15 protein-coding genes are annotated in these 24342 nt (G+C 62.1%); 10 read left to right on the top strand and 5 right to left on the bottom strand.

Annotated elements, in window-relative coordinates:
* Positions 1-135: 135 nt before the first annotated feature.
* From ACYVGK_RS09130 to ACYVGK_RS09120, 3 genes are all read left to right on the top strand, one after another.
* Positions 136-3132: a TonB-dependent receptor plug domain-containing protein gene (locus ACYVGK_RS09130; protein WP_460733048.1), complete on the top strand. Its 2997-nt coding sequence runs from the start codon at positions 136-138 to the stop codon at positions 3130-3132.
* A gap of 158 nt (positions 3133-3290) precedes the next feature.
* Entirely contained in the window at positions 3291-5708 is a 2418-nt protein-coding gene (locus ACYVGK_RS09125; RefSeq protein ID WP_460733047.1) for a GH92 family glycosyl hydrolase, read from the top strand.
* A 235-nt stretch (positions 5709-5943) separates the two neighbouring features.
* Entirely contained in the window at positions 5944-9276 is a 3333-nt protein-coding gene (locus ACYVGK_RS09120) for a TIM-barrel domain-containing protein (protein ID WP_460733461.1), read from the top strand.
* Positions 9277-9318: 42 nt separating this feature from the next.
* Here ACYVGK_RS09120 and ACYVGK_RS09115 read toward each other — a convergent pair whose 3' ends face one another.
* Positions 9319-10686, bottom strand: a complete 1368-nt coding sequence (locus tag ACYVGK_RS09115) for an EAL domain-containing response regulator (RefSeq protein WP_460733046.1) — start codon at positions 10684-10686, stop codon at positions 9319-9321.
* Here ACYVGK_RS09115 and ACYVGK_RS09110 point away from each other — a divergent pair.
* The 4 genes from ACYVGK_RS09110 to ACYVGK_RS09095 all read left to right on the top strand — a co-directional run bounded on the left by ACYVGK_RS09110 (position 10667) and on the right by ACYVGK_RS09095 (position 12612).
* Positions 10667-11011 carry an Hpt domain-containing protein gene (locus tag ACYVGK_RS09110; protein WP_460733045.1) on the top strand — a complete coding sequence of 115 codons (345 nt, stop codon included), beginning with the start codon at positions 10667-10669 and terminating at the stop codon, positions 11009-11011. The genes ACYVGK_RS09115 and ACYVGK_RS09110 overlap by 20 nt on opposite strands.
* Positions 11012-11070: 59 nt before the next feature.
* Positions 11071-11694: a response regulator gene (locus ACYVGK_RS09105; RefSeq protein ID WP_460733044.1), complete on the top strand. Its 624-nt coding sequence runs from the start codon at positions 11071-11073 to the stop codon at positions 11692-11694.
* A 214-nt stretch (positions 11695-11908) separates the two neighbouring features.
* On the top strand, positions 11909-12208 hold the full coding sequence (locus ACYVGK_RS09100; RefSeq protein ID WP_460733043.1) for a hypothetical protein: 300 nt from the start codon (positions 11909-11911) through the stop codon (positions 12206-12208).
* A 50-nt stretch (positions 12209-12258) separates the two neighbouring features.
* Entirely contained in the window at positions 12259-12612 is a 354-nt protein-coding gene (locus ACYVGK_RS09095) for a helix-turn-helix domain-containing protein (protein WP_460733042.1), read from the top strand.
* Between the two features lie 28 nt (positions 12613-12640).
* Here the strand turns inward: ACYVGK_RS09095 and ACYVGK_RS09090 are convergent, their stop codons facing one another.
* Positions 12641-17059, bottom strand: coding sequence for a response regulator (locus ACYVGK_RS09090; RefSeq protein WP_460733041.1), 4419 nt, complete (start codon positions 17057-17059; stop codon positions 12641-12643).
* 1159 nt (positions 17060-18218) lie between these two features.
* Complete coding sequence (locus tag ACYVGK_RS09085; protein WP_460733040.1) at positions 18219-18461, bottom strand: acyl carrier protein; 243 nt, start codon at positions 18459-18461, stop codon at positions 18219-18221.
* A gap of 52 nt (positions 18462-18513) precedes the next feature.
* Here ACYVGK_RS09085 and ACYVGK_RS09080 point away from each other — a divergent pair, with 52 nt between their 5' ends.
* Complete coding sequence (locus tag ACYVGK_RS09080; RefSeq protein ID WP_460733039.1) at positions 18514-20598, top strand: ATP-binding protein; 2085 nt, start codon at positions 18514-18516, stop codon at positions 20596-20598.
* Between the two features lie 6 nt (positions 20599-20604).
* On the opposite strand, the gene ACYVGK_RS09075 is transcribed toward ACYVGK_RS09080, so the two are convergent.
* Together ACYVGK_RS09075 and ACYVGK_RS09070 are read right to left on the bottom strand one after the other, a co-directional pair.
* Complete coding sequence (locus ACYVGK_RS09075) at positions 20605-21504, bottom strand: crotonase/enoyl-CoA hydratase family protein (protein ID WP_460733038.1); 900 nt, start codon at positions 21502-21504, stop codon at positions 20605-20607.
* Between the two features lie 32 nt (positions 21505-21536).
* Positions 21537-22781, bottom strand: coding sequence for a beta-ketoacyl-[acyl-carrier-protein] synthase family protein (locus tag ACYVGK_RS09070; protein WP_460733037.1), 1245 nt, complete (start codon positions 22779-22781; stop codon positions 21537-21539).
* A gap of 194 nt (positions 22782-22975) precedes the next feature.
* On the opposite strand from ACYVGK_RS09070, the gene ACYVGK_RS09065 reads away from it, so the two are divergent.
* Both ACYVGK_RS09065 and ACYVGK_RS09060 read left to right on the top strand, forming a co-directional pair.
* Positions 22976-23803 carry a hypothetical protein gene (locus ACYVGK_RS09065; protein ID WP_460733036.1) on the top strand — a complete coding sequence of 276 codons (828 nt, stop codon included), beginning with the start codon at positions 22976-22978 and terminating at the stop codon, positions 23801-23803.
* 6 nt (positions 23804-23809) lie between these two features.
* Positions 23810-24229 (top strand): response regulator, encoded by a 420-nt coding sequence (locus ACYVGK_RS09060; RefSeq protein ID WP_460733035.1) that lies wholly within the window; start codon positions 23810-23812, stop codon positions 24227-24229.
* Positions 24230-24342 lie beyond the last annotated feature (113 nt).

Here is a 24342-nt window from a genome sequence, read left to right as displayed (position 1 = left end):
AAGGTCGCTGCGGCGCTGCAGGGGGTCATGACGGCGTCATCGCGGTATGCGTCACCGAGTCGAGCGATATCAAGAACGAAATCCGATAACTCCGGTTGGACCTTTGGGCCAATCGTTACTGCCCGGGGGGGCCAAATGCAGCAGTCCACTTTCCAGCGCAATGTCCTGGCGACCGCGCTTGCCATGGCGTTGTTTTCTTCCCATGCCGCTTCGGCCCAAGAGCAGACCGCCGACGCGAATGCGACGAGCGATCAGCCGCAAGCCGCCGCCGACCGCGACGCGCGCACCCTCGATACCGTCACGGTGACGGGTTCGCGCATCAAGCGTTCGAAGATCGAGGGTCCGGCGCCCGTCACCATCATCACGGGCGAGCAGATGAAGAAGGAGGGCTTCGCTACCGTCTACGACGCCCTGCAGACGATCACTGAAGCCATCGGCAATGTGGAGCAGGACTACCAGTGGGGTTCGAGCAGCGTCAACGCTTACCCGCTCAATCTGCGCAACCTGGGGCCCGGTCGCAGCCTGCTGCTGATCAATGGTCATCGTGTTGCCGACTATCCGATGCCGTATCAGGGCCGGAGCAACTTCGCCAACTTCAACAATATTCCGAGCGGCATCGTCGAGCGTATCGAAGTGCTTTCGGGCAGCGCGTCGGCGATCTACGGTTCTGACGCGATGGCCGGCGTGGTCAACGTCGTCCTGAAGGAAAACTACGACGGCCAGCAGATCCGCGCGAAGTGGGGCGAAGCCACCCGCGGTGGACGCATCAACAAGGACTTCGTGTTCTCTGGCGGTGCGACCGGTGAGGCCTGGAACCTGGTCTACAACCTGCAGCACTTCGACCGCGGCGTGCTGCTGGCGAAGGATCGTCCGTTCATGGACGAGGAGGCGGACAAGGACCACATCATGCGTTCTCCGTTGGAGAACCATTACAACATTGGCTGGACCACGCCGTATCCGGGCTTGCGTCTTCGCCAGCCGGGCTTCGTCGATTCGCTGCCGGGCGTAGGCAACGTCACTCACGGCATCGCGCCGCCAGCGGGCGCCTGCGATCAGTACGGCGACCTGTACTACCAGTTCACCTATCGCGGCTTTGACCGCAACACCGGCGCCGAATCGACCGGTGGCACCATCTGCGCACAGCGCGTGTTCCAGAATTGGGCGCTGCGTACCGGCAGCAAGGATGATTCCGGCTACCTGCGCGGTACCTACGATTTCAGCGACAACCTTCAGGGTTGGGCGGCGTTGGGCGTGTGGCGTTCGACGGGCGACTTCAACAGCTTCCTCGACGGCTTCGGCAGTCCCAACTTCTGGGATCCGCGTGCGACCAACGCTCAAACCGGCGCTACCGGCGGCGCTCCGCGCAATTTCCTGAAGTTCATCTCGCCGATGGAAATGGGCGGCAAGGACGCGATCCTGACCAAGTCCAAGGAATTGGCGGTGGATTTCAGCGTCGGTCTCAAGGGCAAGATCGGCGACCGCTTCGACTGGGATGCGTCGCTCGGTCGCGCCGAATACGAGGTGAAGGAAAACTTCCCGACCCTCAACCAGGGCGGCATGTTCGACTTCTTCATGGGGCAGCAGCAGGGCACCGCCGCCAACGGCATGCCGATCTATACGCCCGACTACAACAAGCTGTGGAATCCGTTGTCGCCGAGCGACGTGGCTACCTTCAGCCGTCGCGGCGAGAAGAAGGCCGAGTCGTGGCTGACCCAGGCGCAGTTCACCATTTCGGGTGATCTGTTTGAAGGCTGGGCGGGCCCCATCGGTTTCGCCGGCGTGGTCGAGGCCGCGAAGCAGGGTTACGACCTGACTCCGGACCCGAAGACCCTCAATTGCGATGATGACTGCTGGTACACCCCGTTCGGAAACATCGAACAGGGCGGTGGCGATCGCGATCGCTATGCCGTCGGTATGGAGTTCCGCGTGCCACTGCTGGAATCCTTGACCGCCAACGTGGCTGGCCGCTACGACAAGTACGACGCGGTGCGTGACGGCGCAAAGTCGACCTACCAGGCTGGACTGGAATGGCGTCCATTCTCCAACCTGCTGGTTCGCGGCACCTACGGCACTTCGTTCCGCGCGCCGGACATGCACTACGTGTACGCACAGGCCAGCTCGGGCATTTCCGACTTCACGGACCTGGTGGCGTGTGCCGAGGGTGGCCGCATCGCCGGCGGTTGCCCGCGCGATACGTACAAGATCGAAGATGCGATCGTCGAACGCGGTGGCACTCCAGACCTGAAGTACGAAGAGGGCGATTCGTACACCGTCGGCTTTGTCTGGGATGCCTTCGAAAACTTCTCGTTGAGTGCTGACTACTGGGACATCGGCATCGAGAACATCATTGCCGACATCTCGGCCGAGGACCTGCTGTGGGCCGAAGCCTATTGCACTCGCAACCCCGATGGTTCGCCGGGCAGAGGCTTTACGGCGGACGGAAGCGTCCCGGCGGTGCCGCCGTCGGCCGAGTGGTGTGCCGAGGCGACCCGCCGCATCCAGCGCCGGGGTCCGGCCAACGTCGCGGGCAACGTCACCATCGGCGTCAACCCGATCAATCGTGCCGAAACCCAGGTCACCGGCGTCGACGTGAGCGCGCGCTACGCATTGCCGGATACGCGCGTCGGCAACTGGAACTTCGGCTTCAACTACACCAACCTGATCTCGTACAAGGAACGTGGCCTGTCGACCGAACCGCTGGTCGATACCCGGAAGACCCAGAATCCGCGCAGCAAGATCACCACCAGCGCGAACTGGGCTTGGAAGCAGTGGAATGCGACGCTGCTGATGTATCAGAAGTCCGGTGGTCGCGATAACCGCTGGGGTGGCTGCGAACCGCTGGCGGACGGGTACGACACCATGACGCCGATCGACGACAAGACCTGTGTCGACAATCAGCCTGGCAGCATCACGTTCGGCCAGACTTCGGCCCGTCACTACGCGCGCCGTGAGCCTCGTCGCTACTTCAACGGCAGCGTCGGCTACCAGCTCAATGACGCGTGGAAGTTCAACTTCTACGTGAGCAACATCTTCGACAAGATCTATGGCGACAAGTGGTGCGGCGACTTCGCGTTCTGTGTCGACGATCCGGTCGGTCGGGAAGTCTCCGCTGAAGTCATCTACAAGTTCTAACCCCTGGCCACCCTCCTAGGCCATTTGAGCCCAGCGCAAGCTGGGCTCTTCTCTTCGAGGGTATCTTTCGTGTAGTGCGTGGGAAGCCGTCTCACTCACGGCACTCTCCATCGAGCGGGCGAAGCGAGGAAAGCGGCATGCATCGAAATGGTGTTGAGATGAGGAAGCGAATCATCGGAGCCAGCTTGCTGGCGCTTTGTGCATTGGCCTTTTCCGGGCAGGCAGCGCCGGCGCGGGCAGAATCGCTTTCATCGACAGTCAACACCTTCATCGGCACCAAGGACGACGGCAACACGTTTCCGGGTGCGTCCGCGCCATTCGGCATGATCCAGGTCAGTCCGATCGGCACGCATTACGCCGGTTGGCGCTACGACGACGAGAAGATTCTCGGCATCGGGCACTCCTTCCTGTCCGGCGCCGGTTGCTGGGAGCAGGGTGGGCAGGTTTCGGTGCTGCCAGTCGTAGGCAGCATCGCGCCGGGCGGCGACTTCGATACGTCGAGCGCGAAGAATTTCGACCAGAAGAAGTACGGTTCCCGCTATCGCCACGATGACGAAGTCGGCCAGGCCGGCTACTACAAGGTGCATCTGGTCGACTACGGCGGCATCGATGTCGAAACCACCGCGCTTACCCGCGCCGCGGCCGAACGTTACACCTTCGGCAAGGGCGCCAATGAGGGCCATGTCCTCATCAACGTGAGCCAGGCCAACGCGAAGCATCGCGTCATCGGCAGCCAGGTGCGCGTGGTCGGCGACCGGGCCGTGGAAGGCAAGATCACGACCATGAGTTTCTGCGGCGGACACCAGTACAGCACCTGGTTCCGCATCGAGTTCGATCGCCCGTTCAAGAGTTTCGGCACCTGGGGTCAGGCAGGCGGGACGCCAGGGGCTCGTTTCAGCATGGAGAGCGAGCACGATCCGTACAACGGCGCGTGGCTGACGTTCGATCTGGGCAAGAACCGTTCAGTCACCGCTGTCAGCGCGATTTCGCATGTCGATGTGGAGGGAGCGCGTCGAAATCTGGATACGGAGGGAAAGCAGGGCGACAAGCTGCTCGGCTTCGATGCGATGCGCAGCCGCGCACGCGCGGTGTGGGATCGCGAACTCGCCAGCGTGCGCGTAGGCGGCGGTACCCGCGACGATCGCGTCGTCTTTTACACGGCGCTGTATCACGCCCTGTTGCAGCCGATGACCGGAAGCGACGCCGATGGACGCTATCGCGGCTACGACGACCAGATCCACAGCGCTGATGGCTGGACCTATCACGAGTATTTTTCGCTCTGGGACACCTATCGCTCGCAGAACCAGCTGCTGGCGCTGCTGCGTCCGGAGCGCGCGCGTGACATCGCCACTTCGCTGCTGAAGATCGACGAGCAGGGCGGTTGGCTGCCGCGCTGGGGCTACGCCAATTTCGAAACCAACGTGATGACTGGCGATCCGGTCACGCCGTTGATGGCCGACCTGTGGCGCTACGGCGCTTACGCCGGGCGCGAAGAGCAGGCGTGGGCCGCCCTGCGCAAGAACGCATTTGGCGTGCCGCCGTTGAACTCGCGGCATGGCGGACGCTCGGGCAATCCGCATTACCTCGCGCACGGTTATGTGCAGTACGACCGTGCATTCCCCGCCAAGGGCATGGATGTGGATCCGCAGCAGGGCGGATCGGCGACCATGGAATATGCGCTGTCCGATTGTGCGCTGTCGCTGATGGGTGACGCGCTCGGCAAGCGCGAAGATGCGCGGGCGCTGCGTGCCCGTGGTGGCAATTGGCGCAATGTGTGGGACGCGGAGCTGGTGGACGCCGATAGTTCGTTCCGTGGCTTCCCGCGCCCGAAACTGGAAGATGGCAGCTGGTTCACGCCCCCGGCCGGTCGCTACAGCCCAAGCTCGCACTACGGCTTCCATGAAGGTACGGCGTGGCAGTACCAGTGGCTGGTGCCGCAGGATGTTTCGGGACTGATCGGCGCGATGGGCGGCAAGGCGAATGCCGTCGCGCGACTGGATCGCTTCTTCGCCTACGACGCGATCGCGGCTGATCCGAAGCACGCGCGCGAGCAGTGGGTATCCGGCGCGTACAACTACTACGGCCAGTACCGCTTCAATCCGAACAATGAGCCCACGATGCATGTGCCCTGGCTGTATGCGCTGGCGGGGCAGCCGTGGAAGACCGCCGCCGTGGTCCGTGCCGCGCAATCGCTGTTCACCAACGCGCCCAATGGCGTGACCGGCAATGACGATCTGGGGGCGATGTCTGCCTGGTATCTGTTCGGTGCGATGGGCTTGTATCCGGGAATGCCGGGTACCGGTCAGTTGCTGGTCAACGCCCCACGCTTCGAGTCGGTTGAATTGGACCTCGGACCAGGACGCATGCTGCGTATCCATGCTCCGGGCGCAGATGGCAACAAGTTGCAATACCTGCGGGCTGCGCGATTCGACGGGCGCGTGTTCACCCGCATCTGGCTCGATCCGGAGCAGGTGCGCAAGGGTGGCAGTCTCGACCTCACGCTGTCGGATTCCCCGTCCCAATGGGGAAGTAACGCGGCCGACTTGCCGGCTGCGGCATGTCCTTCCAACGGCTGAGTTATTGGGCGCGCTGAAATACCGGCGCGCCCGGATTCGGGCACAGGCGCCGATGTGTCGGGTCAATTCGAAAGTTATCTTCCGAATGAAATTTCGCTTTATTGCCAAAATCCTTCTTTTTTCTTTCGATTCATTGACACGCTTCGACGAGCGCCCCTAGAGTCGCCAGCATCGGTTTCGAATGTCCCCATGGCGGACATCGGGGGATTAGGTGCGCGCGGGAAGTGATCGTCGTCTGTTCATTGCAGTCCTGTCTGCTTTGCTGGCATGGACTACTCCCGCGCTTGCGGAATCCATAGGCAATCTGCGCGGCATTGCCGTCGTGTCGAAGGGCGAGCAAGCACCCGCCTGGGAAATCACTACCGATTCCGGTGCGCGCGTCCGCATTGATCTGTTGCGCGCGGATCTGCTGCGCGTGCAGGCGGGGCGCAACGACACGTTGTCGCCAGCGGGCGACAAGGCCACTCCGATCGTGTTGCCGCAGGCACCGACGAACGTGCCCTTTACCCTCGAAGAAGACGCGAGCGAAGTGCGTATCCGCACCGCCGCATTGGTGCTGCATATCCAGCGTCAACCGCTGTGTTTCGCGCTCGACCGCATCGACGCGGGCAAGCCGTCATCGCTGTGGCACGAATTGCAGCCGCTGGACCTGGCGCAACAGCAGAGCGTGCAGACGCTCTCAAGCGAGGCCGGCGAACACTTCTACGGCGGTGGTCAGCAGAACGGTCGCTACGAATTCAAGGGCCGCGAGCTGGAGATCTCGTACTCCGGTGGCTGGGAAGAGGGCGACCGCCCGAGTCCCGCGCCGATGCTGCTCAGCTCGCGCGGCTGGGGCATGCTGCGGAACACCTGGAGCGACGGCAATTACGATCTGCGCCAGCCGGACTCGGCCACGCTGCTGCACAAGGAAGATCGCTTCGACGCGTACTACTTCGTCGGCACCAGCCTGCATGAATTGCTTGATCGCTACACCGCATTGACCGGCCGTGCCGGCCTGTTGCCGCGCTGGGCGCTCTCTTATGGCGACGCCGATTGCTACAACGATGGCGACAACAAGAAGAAGCCCGGCACCGTTCCCGAAGGTTGGAGCGACGGCCCCACCGGCACCACGCCGGATGTGATCGACAGCGTCGCGCGCAAATACCGCGAATACGACATGCCCGGTGGCTGGATCCTGCCGAACGACGGCTACGGCTGCGGCTACACCGATCTGCCGAAAGTGGTGGAGGGCCTGGCGAAATACGGCTTCCGCACCGGTCTGTGGACCGAGAACGGCGTCGAGAAGATTGCATGGGAAGTCGGCAAGGCCGGCACCCGCGTGCAGAAGCTCGACGTTGCCTGGACCGGCCAGGGCTACCAGTTCGCGATGGACGCGAACCATTCCGCCTTCGATGGCATCTACAACAACTCCGATTCGCGTCCGTTCCTGTGGACGGTGATGGGGTGGGCCGGCATCCAGCGTTATGCGGTGGCGTGGACCGGCGACCAGAGCGGCAGTTGGGATTACATCCGCTGGCACATTCCGACCGTGATCGGTTCGGGCATGTCGGGCATGGCCTACGCGACCGGCGATGTCGACGGCATCTTCGGCGGCAGCGCCGAGACCTTCACCCGCGACCTGCAATGGAAGAGCTTCACTCCGGTGCTGATGGGCATGTCCGGCTGGTCCGCGAATTCGCGCAAGCATCCTTGGGCTTTCGACGAGCCATATCGCAGCATCAATCGCGACTACCTGAAGCTGAAGATGCGCCTGACGCCGTACATGTACGGATTGGCGCGCGATGCCGAGCGCAGCGGCGCGCCGCTGGTGCGCGCGTTGATGTGGGATTACCCGCAGGATCCGCAGGCGTACACCGAAGCGCACAAGTACCAGTTCCTGCTCGGTCGCGACTTGCTGGTGGCGCCGGTGTACCGCAGCCAGGCCGCGAGCCGTGGCTGGCGTCGTGACATCCATCTGCCGCAAGGGCGCTGGATCGACTACTGGGATGGCCGCCAGATAGTGGCCGGTCCGAAGGGCCACCAGCTCGATCGCCAGGTGGAACTCACGACGCTGCCGGTATTCGTGCGCGCCGGCGCGATCGTGCCGATGTACCCGGCAATGCTGTTCGATGGTGAGAAGCCGATCGATGAAGTCACTTTCGACCTGTATCCGCAGGGTGAGTCGCATTACACCTTGTACGAAGACGACGGCAGCACACGCCGTTATGCGCAGGGTGAATACAGCGAGCAGGCAGTCACCGTAAACGCGCCGGAGAAAGGCGCTGGTGAAGTCCGTGTGCATATCGATGGAGTGCACGGTCAGTACGCCGGACAACTGCCGCAACGTCGCTATGCATTGCGCGTGCTCAGCCGCCAGCGGCCGAAGGCGGTGATGCTGGGTGGTCGTGCGCTGCCGATGCTGAATGATCGAGCTGGTTACGATGCGGCGAAGGAAGGCTGGTACTTCGATCCGGCGGATCGCCGCGGCACGGTCCATGTGCGCACCGCGTCGACCGACATTCGACAGGCGTTCGACTTCCGCCTCGAGATTCCAGTTACCGCTGCCGCGCGCGACGACGCATTCCCCGCCGCACCGCAGCTGGGGCGTGCATTGCCGGCAGACAGCCTGCTGGTCGTGAACCGCCCGGCGGAGGAGCCGGGCCATGCGCTTGAAAATGCCTTCGACGAAGACCCTGGCACCTGGTTCCGCACTGTGCGCAATCAGGCCGTGCGCACCGGAGCCCACGAGTGGACGGTCGGATTCGCCGAGCGACGCGTGATCGATGGCATCGAACTGGCGCCGCGCAACGACCAGCATTGGAAGCACGGCCAGGTCCGCGACTACGAGATCTACATGGCCGACAGCAACGGCGAGTGGGGCGAGCCGATCGTGCGTGGACGCCTGAAGCTGGAGCAGGGCATGCAACGCATCGACTTCGCGCCGCATGCTGGTCGCCTGTTGCGCTTCCGTGTGTTGAGCACCCAGAACCCCGATGGTGACGACGCCAGCGGCACCGATCCGATGGTGACGGCAGCGCAAGGCGCCACGGCGCGGGCATTGAATGCGCTACAGCCGCGCGACGTCGGCCCGATTGCGTTGTCCACGTTCCACGTGCTGGAGCATCAAGCCAGCGATCGCCCTGCGCAGCAACGCTATCTCTCCGAGTTGCCACTGCCGACGGAGCTCGCGGCGAAGGTCGCGCGCGATCGCGCCTATGGCGGGAAAAACGAGATGCGCATGAACGGCCTACATTTCCGTCGCGGTCTCGGCGTCAGTGCCGTCAGTCGCATCGACGTGCAGCTCAAGGGAGACTGGACCTTGCTGCGTGCGGACCTCGGCATCGATGACTCGTGCCGTGACGCCGCGGGCCTTCAATTCCAGGTCTGGGGCGACGATCGCCTGCTTTACGACAGCGGACTGGTACGCGCACCTGCCGTGGTCAAACCGGAGTTGGACATCCGTGGCTTGCGACGGCTGAGTCTGCGTACGTTAGGCGTGCAGGGCACGCAGTCGGTGCCGGCCTGCGGCAATTGGGCCAATGCTGCGCTGATCGGGCAGGAGGGCGACACCGCCTCCGTTTCACCGTAGCCGAAGACTTGCTGCCGCGGCGTCCGGCGCGATTCGCTCAATTCAGTTCGGTGAGGCCGCATGCGCCCCGAGGTCGCGTGCGGCCCATTGCAGTAGTTCCGTCACGCGCATGGGGCGTGCGTACAGGAACCCCTGCGCGAAGCGGCAGCCCAGCTCGCGCACCAGGCTTGCTTGTTGTTCGGTTTCGACGCCTTCGGCAACGACAGTCTGGTTCAGGCGCAGGCCCAGCTCGATGGCCGACTGGAGCAGCACGCGCCCCTGTTCGCTCTGTGGTGCAGCCACTACGAACCGGCGGTCGATCTTCAGCTCATTGCTTGGCAATTGCTGGAGAAACTGCATGGTCGCGGCGCCGGTGCCGTAGTCGTCGATCGCGATCCGGAAGCCCTGCAGGCGTGCGCGGATCAATACTTCGAGCACGGCGGCCGGGTCCTCCATGAGATGCGTTTCGGTCACCTCGAGCGTGTACCGGCTGGGGTGCTCGTTGGCGGAGACGACCAGACCATGCATCCGGTCGATCATCCCGACGTCGTGGAGGCTGTGCATCGAGACGTTCACGGCGACATTCAGATCGATGCCTTCATGCACCAGCCGCTGGCGATCCACGATCGCCCTTCGCAGGATTTCCAACGTCAGCGGTTCCATCAATGACGCGGATTCGGCGGCCTGGATGACCTGGGGAGCAGGTATGAGCCCGAGTTCGGGGTCCATCCAGCGCAGCAGCGCTTCGACGCCGACCATTTCCCCGCTGTCGAGGTCGAGTTTGGGTTGATAGACCAGGTGCACCGCGCCTGTGTCGATGCCGCGACGGATATTCGCAATGCCGAAATCGGCGGGTTGGCTGCAGACTCGTGCCTGCTCCTCGCGCCGTTGCCACGCTTCGAGCATTTCCTGCAGCGACTCGCGCGTAATCGGTTTGCCGAGAACGCCGACAAGCGGTAGCTTCTTTGCCTCGGCAAACTGCCGGCTCGCATCCAGTACGCGGGGATCCTCTCCGCTCAGCACGATGATCGCGGGAGGAGCATTCCCGGAAGCGACGTGGCTCATAAGCCGGATACCGTCCATGCCGGGCATGTTGAGATCGCAGATCAGGAGGTCGGCCGGGGCTTCCGCAAGCCGTGCGATGGCCGAATGCCCATCGCTGGCGGTGCTGACCGATGAAAAGCCCGCTTCGCGCAACAGCGTGGCCACAAGCTCGACGATGAACGCATCGTCGTCCGCCACCAGAATCCTTGGCTCCGCGGGGCGGGGCATGTCCGGCATCGATCCCTCGAGTCCATGGACAAGCGGGGGTAGTTGGCCTACAAGATAGCACTCGCCGCGGCGACGAGCGCCAGCCGGTCGACGGACCTGCCAGGAGGGCCGGACAATGCTCCAGGAACATGTCATTCCCATGTTCGAACCGCTGGGCAAACTATTCCATGGCAACCGACAGAAGGTCTGCCACGCCCTGACGGTATTCCAGCGGGTAACCCGCGACGATCTGCAGCGGCTGGATGCGGCGCATGCCGCAGGCGACTGGACCGACGTCGGGCGCTTGATGCACAAGATGAAGTCGGGGTGCATGCAGATAGGCGAGGTCGCTGCCGTCGACGCCCTGTCCGGCGTGGAGCACGAATTGGGTGCCTCCAGGCGGAACGGCCAGCTTGAAGCGACATTCGCACGTGCCCGAAACGAAATGGACCGTGTGCAGGAACGAGTTGCCGGGTATCTGGAAACTGAGCACGATCGGTGTTGAAGGGCGCCGTCGCGACAGGCCGTGCCCACGGCGATGACAGGCGGCATCAGCCGAGCCGGATGCGCATACTCATTGCCGACGACCATCCCATCATCTGCCTCGCCCTGAGCGAAATGGTGGCCTCCGCGCTGGTGACGACGGAATCGATCCAGACCTGCGGCAACGGCGACGATCTGCTTTCGCACCTTGACCAGGATGGTTACGACCTGCTGGTCGTCGATCTGCAGATGCCGGGAAAACTGCGCAGCGTCGCACTGCTGGAAGCCATCGCCAGACGCTCCCCAGGACCGATGACGGTCGTCTACACAGGGTGCCCCCATCCATCGCTTGCGCTGGCGGCGCTGGATCTGGGCATCAATGGATATGTGCTGAAGGCGAGTGGCCCCGACGTCGCCATCCAGGCGATCAAGGCGGTGGCGGCGAATTCGACATTCGTCGACCCCGCACTCGACATCGAGCTCGCCCGCGCCCATCCCTGGCATCAATTGACCAGTGGCGAACGCCAGGTGCTGCTGGCCCTCGCGCGTGGAGGCAATCTCCAGGCCATCGCGATCGACACCGGGCGCAGCTACAAGACCGTGACGACGCACAAGTACAACGCCCTGCACAAACTGGGCCTGCGTTCGAATGTGGAAATCGGTCCCTACCTGGCCGCGCACGGCCTGGACTATCTGCTCGACTGAGCGAGCCCGGCATCGCCGGCTTCTAAGACATTTCCCAATGGTGGGGCCATCTGGGTCTGCCTAGGCTGCAATCAGAGGTCCGCGGTAGCAAGCGAGCCGGCGATTCGCCGGTGGCTGTCGCGGCAACAGAGGCCGGCCGATGACAACCACTTTGACGCAGGAGTTTTCCACGCTTTCGCAACTGTTAGGCAGAGACGAAACGAGGATCCTGCGTGTGCTTCGTGCCTACCATCAGGCGGCTGGTCTGGAACTCCAGCAGCTCGACAGCTCGGTGCGGGACGATGACGCCTCACGCGTGCGTGACATCGCGCGCCGTGCAGCGATGGCGTGCCATCTGGTCGGTGAAGCCGAAGCGGGACGCCTGCTGGAAGTCGTTGCCACGGGCGGGGATTCGAGCGTCATCGGTCCCGTGATGATCCAGCAGATCTCGCGTGCGCGCACGGCGTTGGCCGATTCGATTTTCCGGATCGGTTTGCACCTCGGGCCGGACGATGACGGCCTCCCGGCCAGTTGACCGCGTTGCTACGTAATCCATCAGCAGGGGGCGAAATGGTGAGTTGTGGCTTGTCCCTCCGCATCCGGCGGGCGCGAAGACTGGCACTGGTTTCCCAGAACGAACTGGCCCGGCGCGTCGGCGTCAATCGCAGCGCCGTGGCGCAATGGGAAAGCGCCAACAGCACCACTTGTCCAAGCGTCGGTCACCTCATCCACCTGGCTGTCGAAACCGGAGTCAACTTCGAGTGGCTGGCGACCGGGCGAGGCGATAGCGGCCATTCCAGGCTGGGGGAAGCGTCAGCTGTCGTCGTGACCGATTTGGCGCAGGACAAGGAGGAAGGCGAGGCGCTCAGGTTGCTTCGTTCCCTCTCCAATGCGAAGCGGACACTCGCATTGCAGATTCTCGAATTGCTGGCGGACTAGTCACGTCCCGCATTGTTGCCCGGAGTCTTCAGGAGGACGCATCCGCCTTGTCGTCGCGCTCGATCCACTTGAGCAGCACGCTCAACAAATGATCGGGATCGATAGGCTTGGTCACAAAATCGTCCATGCCGGCTTCGATACAGCGCCTGCCATCTTCCTGCATGGCATTCGCTGTCATCGCCAGTATGGGTAGGCCCGGGCACTGGCCCCAAAGGCGGATTTCCCTCGTGGCGGTCAGGCCATCCATCACTGGCATCTGCATGTCCATCAGCACCAGGTCGTAGTGTTGGGATTGCACCATCCGGACCGCGGCCTCGCCATCGTCAGCGATATCGACCACCAGGCCTGCATCGCCCAGGATGGCTTTCGCGACTTCCTGGTTGAACTCGTTGTCCTCGGCAACGAGGACCCGTGCCCCACGCAATGCTCCCAACGATTCTGCTGTCGGCGGTGCGCTCGCGCGCGAGCGCGCGACTGGACCAAGCATTCGCGCCAGCATGTCGAATAGCGAAGAGGGGGCGATGGGTTTGGCGATGACCGCCATGCCAGCGTGTCTCGCCCGCCTTGCGAGTTCCGGGTCCGGAGTCGAACCGACGAGTACGACCCGCTGCTCGCGTGGTGCAGCAAGGGTCTTGATGCGCTCAGCCACAGTCAGCGCGGCAGTACCAAGCCCATCAAGATCGAGCAGCACCACATCGAATGGCCTGCCGGAATCGATCGACTCCCGGAATGCGCTGATCGTCTCGCGAGCGTCGCCGACGGGTGCGACGGTAAAGCCCATGCTGGTCAGCGTCGCGCACAGTGCGCTGCCCTCGCTGTCGCTTTCCTCCGCAACCAGCAGCCGCCGCCCACGAATATCCGCTGCTTCCTTGCGCTGTTCCCCAATCCCCAAGGGAACGGTGAACCAGAACGTGCTGCCGGAGCCCAGCCGGCTGTCGACACCGATCTGACCGCCCATCAGTTTCACCAGGCTCTTCGAAATGGTGAGTCCCAATCCCGTGCCGCCGTACCTGCGCGTCGTCGAGCTGTCGCCTTGCTCGAATGCTTCGAAGATCACCCGGATCTGTTCCTGGCTCAGGCCGATACCTGTGTCGCGGACGGAAAAGCGCAGCACCAGATCGCGCTGCCTGCGCGCCGCGATATCGACGGCGAGCATGACCTCGCCTTGTTCCGTGAACTTCACCGCGTTGGTCGCATAGTTGATGAGGATCTGGCCTAGGCGAAGGCGATCGCCGACCAGCTCGCCAGGCACGTCTGGCGCAACGTCGAAGGTGAGTCGCAACCCTTTGGCGGCAGCCCGGTCGTCCACCACATTGGCGACGTCGTCCAGCAGCGCGGGCAGGGTGAAGAACGAGTTTTCGATCGTGAGTTTTCCGGCCTCGATCTTCGAGATGTCGAGGATGTCGTTGATGATGCTCAACAGATGCTGGCTGGCGCGCTGGATCTTCTCCAGATACTGCCGCTGGGCCGGATCTTCCTGGCCTTTGAGCGCCAGGTGGGACATGCCGATGATGGCGTTCATCGGCGTGCGGATTTCGTGGCTCATGTTCGCGAGGAAGGACGACTTCGCCTGGCTGGCGGCCTCGGCCGATGTGCGTGCTTCCTCGAGTTGGTGGCGCGCTTCGACGATGTCCGTGATGTCCTGGACGACGCCATACATTTGAAGCTGCCCGGTCGCCGGATCCTTGTCTATCACGCCGCGCGAATGCACCCACACCACGCGTCCGTCTGCGGGGCGCAGATAGGGGTAGGACGCGTCGTAGTTCGCAAACTCGCCAGCGCACGCCCGGAGATACCTGTCGTCGATTTCATTGGCGATATCGGGGCTGACGGCTTCGATACGCGAACGCCAGTTGGCGAGTTCGTACTTCCAGTCCGGCACGGCGGGTTCGCCCAGGATCTCCGCACAGCGGGGCGAACTCGTGTAATGCGTGGGCTGATCGATCGAACCACTCCAGTAGCCCGAGCGCGTGAGTTCCATGGCCTGCTCGTTGAGAAGTAGTACGCGCTGAAGCTGGGCGGTACGCTCGGCGACGATCTCTTCGAGGTGGTCGCGATGGCGGCGCAGCTCGTCTTCCGCGATCTTGCGCTCGGTGATGTCGTAATTGACGCCGACCATGCGCAGGGGCATTCCCGTGTTGTCGCGTGAGGTACGGCTGGATGCGTGGATGTAACGCTGTTCCCCGTCGGGGCGGAGAATCCGGAACTCTTCGCTGTATTCGCGCTCGCCACGCAAAGCCGATTGAATCGCGGCTTCTACCCTGGCGATGTCTTCCGAATGGACGGCGTTGCGCCATGCTTCGTATGCCCCGGTGAAACCCTCGCGACTGATGCCATACAGGCGGTACATCGCGTCGTCCCAGACCAGTTCATTTCTGACCACATCCCAATCCCAGATGCAGATATCGGCGGCCCGGGTAGCGACCTGGAGACGGTCCGACGCCTGGCGCAATGCTTCCTCGGCCTGCTTGCGTTCCGTGATGTCGTTGAAGATGACCAGTGTCAGGTCGCGATAGCGGGAACCCACGATCTCGGCCGTGACGATGCGTCCATCCTTGCAGGTGATGCGGTACTCGCCTTCATAGATGTACGCCTCGGGACCCGTTGCGCTCACTGCATTCCATCGCTCGATCGCATGGCGACGGTAATCCGGGTCGGGGTAGGCGAGCTTGAACCACTTGTCCACGGTATCGATTTCTTGCAGCGCGTAGCCAAACAGGGCCAGCGCCTTGCGGTTCCAGAATTCGATTTGTCCCTGGCTGTTGGCCCACGAAATGGCGAGCGGCGAACTGTCCAGCACCGTGCGCAGCTTCTCTTCACCGCTCCGTATCTCCGCGAAAGAGTCTTGCAGCTGCTTCACCATGTGATTGAAGGTGTCCGAAAGCGTCTTGAGTTCCTCCAGTCCGCTGCCCGGAACCCGCTGGGTGAGATCGCCGCGGGCCAGGGCCTGGGCGGTCGTGGAGATGCGGCGGAGCGGATTCGTCACCAGATTGGAGAGATACGCGGCCATCAGTACCGCAATGATCAGTGCGGCCGTGAACACCATGGCCGCCCGACTGTTGCCTTGCCGGATCGAGCCGAGGTAGCTGGATTCGGGGAGTGCCGTGATCAGCCACCACTGGGCGTTGGTGGCGCGGTTCCTGTAGGGCGTAATCCGCGCGAGCCAGGATTCGCCGCCGAAGGGGTCCATCGCGACAATCGCAAAGCGGAACGAGCGAGGCTGTGTGATTCTGGCGATGCCGCCTGCTTGTTGGCGGATGGTCGACAAGGCGGTATCGAGGACTACAGCCGATTCGTCGTCGGCGCGTACTCTGGCGGGCCTGGCTTCGGAAGAGGCGACTACGCGGCCTTTGTCGTCCACGATGTAGGCGCGGCCCAGCATCGCCACTTCGGCATTGCGCAGCAGCCGCGTTAGAACGGTATTGGTGCTGCCTGCGTCCAGCGCCGGCGCCGCCAATGCGTCGTCCGCCTGCATCGTGACGTTGCGCGCGATCTCCGCGTTGAGACGCCCTGCGACTTCGTTGGTTGCGTTCTCGCCGCTGCGCAGGGAGAGAAAGGCGATCAGTCCCACCATGAACAGCATCAGCGCTACGAAGGGCGCGGCAATCAGGATGCGGATCGGAAGGCCGGAACCAGGGCTGGCCAATTCCGACGTCGATGTGCCTCTACCGCTCTCCCAGGTCCAGATCGGAGAGCCGAAGGCGCGCTCGCGCACGCGCCCCGGGATCTCGGCCCAGTAAAGACCGAAGCGGCGTGCGAGCGGCAGCGCCACCAGCATCAGGAATGGCGCAAGGATCCAGGTGATGACCAGGGTGAAGAACAGCGCCGGTACGATCTTGTGATACGAGATTTCCGGAGGAAAAACTCCGGAGAGCGGACCGCAGGCATAGCCCCATAGCGGCGGGTAAAGCGCCATGAAAATGGCGAGGAACAGGGCGTACCAGCCCCATGTGCGCAGCTTGCGGAAATCCGGATCCTTTCCGAGAAACTGATTGCCCAGCCAATGGTAGGCGGGGGTCATCAGCATCGCTTCGCCCCAACGCCACATGATCTCGGGAGCGATGCCTTCGATCATGTCGGACATGACATAGGCGATCAGGGCGCCGATGACGGCCGGATAGCCGAACAGGACGATGCAGACGAACACCATCGCGTCCTTCAGCGATTCCAGCGTCTGCGCTCCCTGCACGAGCACGATAGATGAGCCCAGGTAACCGGAACCCATGACCAGGACGATCGTCAACACGACGCTCAGCAGCGCCTTGGTGTCCCAACGGGTCCGCTGGCGTCCCAATCCCCAGGTTCCATTCGGGCGCAAGGTGATGCCGCCGAAGGCGCACACCACAAGGCACAAGCCGATGGCGTAGCCGAATCGCCCCCAGATCTCAAGGAAGATCAACGGAAAGGCCCCGAACAGACTATTGGCCCAATCGATCATCGCGTGCATAGGCGGGTGCACTGCGTGGTGGACGATTGGATAAACCTAGCGCAACTCGGGACGCCTGGCTCGTTCACGATGCGGGGTCAGGCTTCGGGGCTAATCCGGGGAGCGCGGCATCGGTGCCAGCCGGGGTATCCGAAGGCGTGCTTCCCGCGTTCGTCCCAATCCAGCGCCGATTGAACTCCACCCATCGATGTTTCCTCGCGGGGCATCGCTTTTCGAACACTCGATCCGAGGCCTGCATTCACGTGTAGGTATCAATTGGCTAGATCAACCAATTGATTTGGCAGGCTTTTCTCGTCATCGGATTGACCGGGTCAGATCGACAGTCTGTCCAACTTCAAGTGCTGCTGTTAGCGTGTGCACGCCAAGGATAGGTTCATTCTCATGGTCGACGACAAGAGCCATAGACAGTCCCCGATGGAATCGATGGCTTCCCTCGCGCGGCCTGCGTCCCATCATTGCGTAGCTATCCAGCGGGAGATCGAATCCGTTGCGATCGGCTTGCCCTGCGCAAGTCGCCGTCGGGGGCGGGGACGGGGACAGGGCTTACGGAGTGCCACATTCCGGCCACTGAAGTTCACGCGGCAACGATGCTCTCAACGGCGCTTGCAACACGCCAAGGCAGGGCAATAAGGATTCGGGCGCATCAGCCCAGACCGCAACTGACACTGCCGATATCATCGGGCGACTCGCACAGCGAGTGAGCGCTTTGCCAGCGCCACGACATCGACCTGGCTGCAACGGAAGCTGCTTGATCATCGAGATGGATGCTCGAAATAGAACCCCAGACGAAAACGCTCCGCCGCTGATATCAGTCAGCGGCGTCAGTGATCTGCACGGCCAACTAGAGGGTTGGCGTGTTCCGATTCGCTGTCAGGCACGCTTGCTGCTCACTGAATGCCTACGGAAGAAGGACACGCGCCTCGTATTATCATCCGGGCGTACTCAGGGGTTCCCGACTTCGTTGGATCGCATCCGGGTTGGCCAAGTGCAGTTGCGTGCGTGCGCTTGGATGCAGGCGGAGTCGTGGCCGATGACATTCGACAAATAGTTGGTCCGTTCTTGAGGCCAGCGTTCTCCACGGAACGGAGCGGGGCAGAGGCAATCGGGACGCAGTGAAAGCCACAAGCCAGAAGAAGGATAGTTGGCCGTAAGCCAGGACTCAGCGAGGGATGTTGGCCTCAACCAGACTTACGATGTCGCCAAGAGTGGGGTTCGGGACAAGATCGAGGTTCTTGAAAGTGACGCCAAGACGCTCTTCCACATCCATCATGAGGTCGACCATCAGTATCGAATCGATGCCGAGGTCCTTCTGTGTGGTGGAAAGCGTCAGCGAGTCGCGCTTCAGATCAAACCGCTCGGCGACAAGTTCTTTCAGGCTTTCGAAGATTTCACTGCGTTCCATGACCGCGCCCCCCACTTTCGCCACATCGTACAAGCATTAGGGCCTGAAAGGGATGGACGACGTTTCCCAGGAACAGATCCAGAAGAGCGTAGAGATCCAGTCTGGAATCAGGGTCAAGCTTGGTGTCCCTGTTGCCATCGTTGCGATCGTGATCAACATGCTTTCGCAACCCGATGGAGCCCATGCTTCATCGACAGGCGTGGGCGTCATCACGGCGTACATCCTTTACGCGTTCGTTACCTACGTGGTTTCGCGGCACCCGGGCCCGCTGTCGTGGCGCGACATTGCAGTCGGCACCGCGATCCTGGACCCGGTGATACTTTCGGCCTGGCTGTTCGCCGAAGGCGAGTCGGCCATATTGGTCATGGGCTTCTACCTCTTCACGATTCTCGGATTCGGCTTCCGCATCGGTCCGAGCATCATGCGCGTTTGCCAGGGCGTGTCGATCCTCGGATTCGCCTGGGTACTCGTCGAGTCCCCCTTCTGGCGAAGCCATCCGTTCTTTGGCCTCTCGCACCTGATCCTGTTGTTCGCGGTGCCCATGTACGCCGGGTCCCTGATGCGCGATCTACGGGAAGCCAAGGCTCACGCAGAGCATGAGAGCAAGGCCAAAACCCAACTGCTGGCGAACGTCAGTCATGAACTGAGGACTCCACTGACGGGCATTGTTGCGGCCGCGCAGCTGCTGGAGGGGAATGTAAAGCCGAACGAAGGCAAGATGGTCCATCGGATCCTGCAACTCGCAGCGGCCCTGGACGTTGAAATCAGTCAGCTTCTCGATCTTTCAAAGCAGGGCGTGCAGCCAGCATCCGGCCCGCCGGTACCGTTCAACCTGCAGACCGTCACGGGACACGTCCTCACGGCCTTGGAGGAAACCGCCGCCGCGAAGGGCATCAAGTTCTCGGTCGAGATCGACGAGCGAATCGTCCGCCCCGTACTGGGCCAACCCCATGAGCTGACCAGCGTGCTGATGAATCTCGCGGGCAATGCGGTGAAGTTCACGCACGAAGGCGGGGTCACCCTGCAGATCAAACTGACGGGTTTCGACGATCGATCGTACGCATTGTGGTTCGGGGTAACCGATACCGGGATCGGCATTGCACCCGAGCACCAGAAGCGACTGTTCGAGCCCTTCTACCGGGTAGAAACGGGCGATCGTCGCCGCTACCGCGGCACAGGACTTGGCACCACCATTGCACGGGAGCACGTGAGTCGCATGGGGGGCGAGCTCCAGCTGACGAGCACCGTGGGCAAGGGTTCGACGTTCTGGTTCGAGGTTGAGCTTCCAACCGCACAGGCGATTGCGCCCGCGGCGGAACGGAGCGTGGCGCCCGTACTGTCCCCCAAGCGCATCCTCGTCGCGGACGACAACGCCCTCAATCTGGAACTCCTTCAGAAAATGCTGGCAAAGGACGGCCATGTGGTTTCGGTTGCCCACGGAGGGAACGACGCTCTGCAGCAGCTGTCGTTCTCCACGTTTGACGTCGTGATGCTCGACTTCAACATGAACGATATGGATGGCTTGACGGTCTTCCAGACCTATTGCTTCGGTCGTATCGATCCGGCCCCTACGTTCTTTGTCACCGCTGACACCTCGGTTGCCACGGCCTCACGGCTCAACAAGGCCGGTGCTGCAGGCGTCGTTTACAAACCCCTGACCTTCGAGAAGTTGCGCGGCGCGCTAGCGTCCGTCTTTCCGGCGGAAGCGGGCGATACGAAATACGAGGCCGGCGAGCGAGCCTCGGTCCGTCTCTCCGCCGTACCGGTCGAGCACGTCGACCATGGCGTGCTGGAGATTCTGCGCGAGATCAAGGACGACCCCAAGTTCATCTATTCATTGATAGGCGATGGCATCGCGGACATTCGGGTGTTGCTGGCGGACTTGTCTGCCGCGATAGCAGCCAAAGATCTGCAGTCGGTTCACCAAAGAGCGCATGCCATGCGAGGCGTTGCGCTGAACATCGGCGCAGTCCGGCTGGGCGCCCAGTGTGAGCGCCTCATGTCCTTGACAAGCAATCAGCTCAATTCGCAAAGCGAACGGTTGCGGACTGACCTTGCCGAAACCGGCGAAGGCACCTTGGCCGAGCTTGAACAATTGCGAGCCCCATTTGCCGATCCGGCGTTCCGCCTCGCCTGATCTCCCTCAGGCCGCTAACGCTCGGCGCATGGCAGGATCGTTGCGCTGCATCATCATGAGCATCTCCATTGTGCGCACTTCTTCCTCGCTGAGGCTCATGGCGGTTTCGACCCAGTCGTCCACCACCATGACGCCTTCACGATAGTTCAGCGCCGAGTGGCGGTAGCGGCTTTGCTGGACCTTGAACAAGGCCTTCTGCCGGCGGGTGTGCTCTTCGATGTAGCGCTCCACCGCGCGCTCGCCCTGGCCGTCCTCGCAAAGCTCATCGACTAGGCCCATGTCATGGAGCTCCGCGGCCGAATAGATCTTCTTGTTGGTCATCATCCGTTCGGCCTGCCTGGCGCCGACCCTTTCGGCCAACAACCCCATGGCGCCCGTGCAGGGGAACAGTCCGAACATGATTTCGGGGAATCCAAACGAGCTGCGTTGTTCCGCGATCACGTAATCGGTGCTCAACACCATTTCAAATCCGCCACCCAGCGCGCGTCCCTGCACAAGGGCAATGGACGTGTTCTGCCCTTTCAACTTCGTCGACCAGCCGTACATGAGGTCGAGGCACTTCATGGAGTAATCGCGCAACCTCTTCGCGTCGCGGGCTTCGATGCAGTTCCTGAAGAACCGAAGGTCACCGCCAACGCTGAAATACTCAGGATGCGAGGACTGCAGAACCGTGTAGCGGGGCGCCTCGGTAACCGGCGACGCGACGAGCGAATCCAGCACGTCCTGGAACTCACCGACCAGCGATGATGTGAAGTTCTGCAGGCCGCTCTCGGAATCCGAATCAAAACGGACCCACAAGGCTTTCGACGCTAGCTGCCGGAGTTCCGTGACCACACGCCTGGTGAAACGGGCCTGCGAAAGCTGGTGAACGGACGAAGCAAAGGGATAAGTCGGCAAAGCGCTCATTGGGATAGTCCTTTCTCAGTGGGTGGGTGTGGTTACATGAAGCTGTCCCGGCTGCCCAGCACCAGGGCGGCGTTTGTTCCACCAAACCCGCAAGAGAAGCTCACTGCTAGATCGATATTGCTATTCGCGCGTGGACGTTCCCCTACGTGGTTCAGGCTGCAACGCTCATCTACTACGCCAATGTGCCCGCTCGCGGGTAGTAGTGATTCGTTGATGGCTACAACGGTAATGAGGCATTCCAGCGCACTTGTTGCGCCAAGGAGATGACCGTGTACGGACTTTGTTGAGCTGACCGCCGCCGAATCCCTGCTATCGCCGAAAACCGTGCGAATGGCGGTCGCCTCGATGATGTCGCCACCGTCCGTGGCCGTTGCATGAGCGTTTACGTATTGAACTTCGGAAGCCTCGATATCTGCGCTCTCCAGCGCAAGATTGAGGCATTGGATCTGGCCCTGGCTCTCGGGCATGCCGATGTGATGCGCATCACATGAAACCCCGTAGCCTCGGACATAGCCGTAGTGCTTTGCAGCGCCCCGGCGCTCGGCGATCTCTTCCGCTTCCAGCACGAGAAAAGCCGCGCCCTCGCCAAGCACCAGGCCCGAGCGATCGCGGGAAAAAGGTTTGCAGGTCCGGGTAGCGTCTTCCTGGTCTGCTTTGGACAGTGCCCGCGTGCCGTCGAAAACACCGATCAACGCAGCAGTGAGCGGCGCCTCCGCGCCTCCGACCACAGCCACGTCGAGATAGCCGTCGGCGATGGCGCGCATCGCCTCTCCGATGGCAACGCCGGAAGACGCACAGGCGCTCGCATGCGTTACCACAGGGCCGTAGATCTTGTGTCGGATGGCAACCTGCGCTGCGCCGCTGTTCGACATGATCGACATCGCGGTGAACGGCCGCGACTTGTGCTTGCCATGCACGAGGACGTCTTCGCACCAGTTCTGCACAGATACTGCGCCGCCATTTACGTTGCCGTAGTAGAGGCCCGCGCGCGGCCCATAGGTCTCAAACGATCCCAATCCCGCGTCTTCGATGGCCTGACGTGCCGCGACGATGGCCATCTCATGGCACCGATCGAGGAATGGCTGTTCGATCCTGGTGAAGAGATCAGAGAACGCGCCGTCGACGACGCCGGCAGGGTATGCGCTCGGAAGTTTCGGTACGTCCATGAGCCGAATGCCAGACGTACCTGCCCGTAGGGCTACTGCCACTTCGGGCACACTGAGCCCAATAGGGGACAGGACGCCCATTCCCGTTATCGCAACCCGTCGCTTCCCCACGATTAGCCCCCCCCGCGGAGCCTCGCTACTGTGCGGTCCTAGCTCTGCTCCGATTCGAGCTGGTCCTCAATGTTCTGCTCCACAGTAGGCACCAGCTTTGGCGTTTTGCAACTGGCCGACAGTGCCTCCCCTTCCAGTATTCGACGAAAGCCCGGTAATCTCCGACTGTCGAAACCCTCAAGGAGAAGAGGCAGGTGTCGTCACCCGACAGTGCAGCCTCGGGCATTGCCAGCCTGGATACCTCCATTGCAATCGCACGTCATCGAAGGGATGTCCCGTCGGTGCGCGGTGTTTTGCTTTCTCCGGCCACGGCCGAGAGAAGTCGGCTCCAGGAGATCCTTCGCCGCGCTGGCCATTCGATCCAGGCAACGGACGATCACGAAGACGCGCTCGATCTGGTGGTCGATGCCAGGCCAAGCCTCGTGGCGATTGCCGTGGACTCCGATGGCAACGCTGTCAACACGGTCAAGATGATCAAGGTTCTGACCGCGGGCTGGGCGCACGACACCAAGATCATTGCGATCGGCGAAGGCGCCCACGAAGGTTCTGTCGATGCCGTCGTAGCCTCCGTGCCGCATGAAGACCAGTTGCTTGGCGCAGTTGAGTCGCTTTTCCGGAAGGCGCCAACGCAAGTAGCAGCCCTGGAGGAAACACGACCGGTCACGCACGCGCATCTGCGCGATGTCGCGCAAGGCTTTGGAATGGAGTTCGTGGAGGACTACGTCGCTGACAGCTTTCGGGACATCGAAGTCCAGTTGAACGCATTGGAAGCCGAGATCTTTCGCAAGAATTCCCGCAACGTCGTGGCTTCGTTACAGGCGATACAAGGCCTGGCGCTCAACGTCGATGATGATCACATGGCTTCGCTCTGCCGCCAATGGCGAATTGAACCGGCCGATGCCTTGATCGATGCGCTTCCACACATCATCCAAACCATCCGCCATACGCTGCCGCACGCCAGGACGAACGCCAGTCAGATCATGGCGGCTCTGTCCCAGTTCGCCTCACGGCCCGAAACCTGAGTCCGCATGGAACGACGCATCGATATTCAACCTGCAACAAGGATCATCGTCGCGGACGATTCGGCCTCTGGAAGAATGCTCATGCATGGAGTTCTTTCCCGACACGGGTACCGGGTTTCCCTGGCCGCCACGGCGTCCGAACTCGCCGATCTCTTGTCGTCGAGCGCTTATGACGCCGTCATTCTCAACTTGACGATGCCGCCTGCGCGAGGGACGCAGCATGTGTCCGGCGTACGCGCCATGATGGACGACGAAGCCCGGCTGGTCATTTATTCGGTCGACCGGTCGCACGGCATCGAAGCGGTGATCAGGCAGGCGGGTGCCGATCAGTTTTTCCAGGTGCCGATCAGGTTCAACGCGTTGCTCCAGTACCTGGAAGCGAGCAATTGTTCAGAGGCTGAGCCCGAAGCGCTTCAGGTTACCTAGCGGCGCGGCGTGCAATTGACGAAAAGGCCGGGACTTGACCGGCTTCGGCGCAAATCACTGCTTCGTAGGTGGAGCGGAGGGGAATCGAACCCCGATCTTCGCTTGCTTTGCGA

Source organism: Lysobacter tyrosinilyticus (assembly GCF_054779815.1).
Note: the sequence above shows the minus strand (reverse complement) of the source record. Positions and strands in the feature narration are given on the sequence as shown.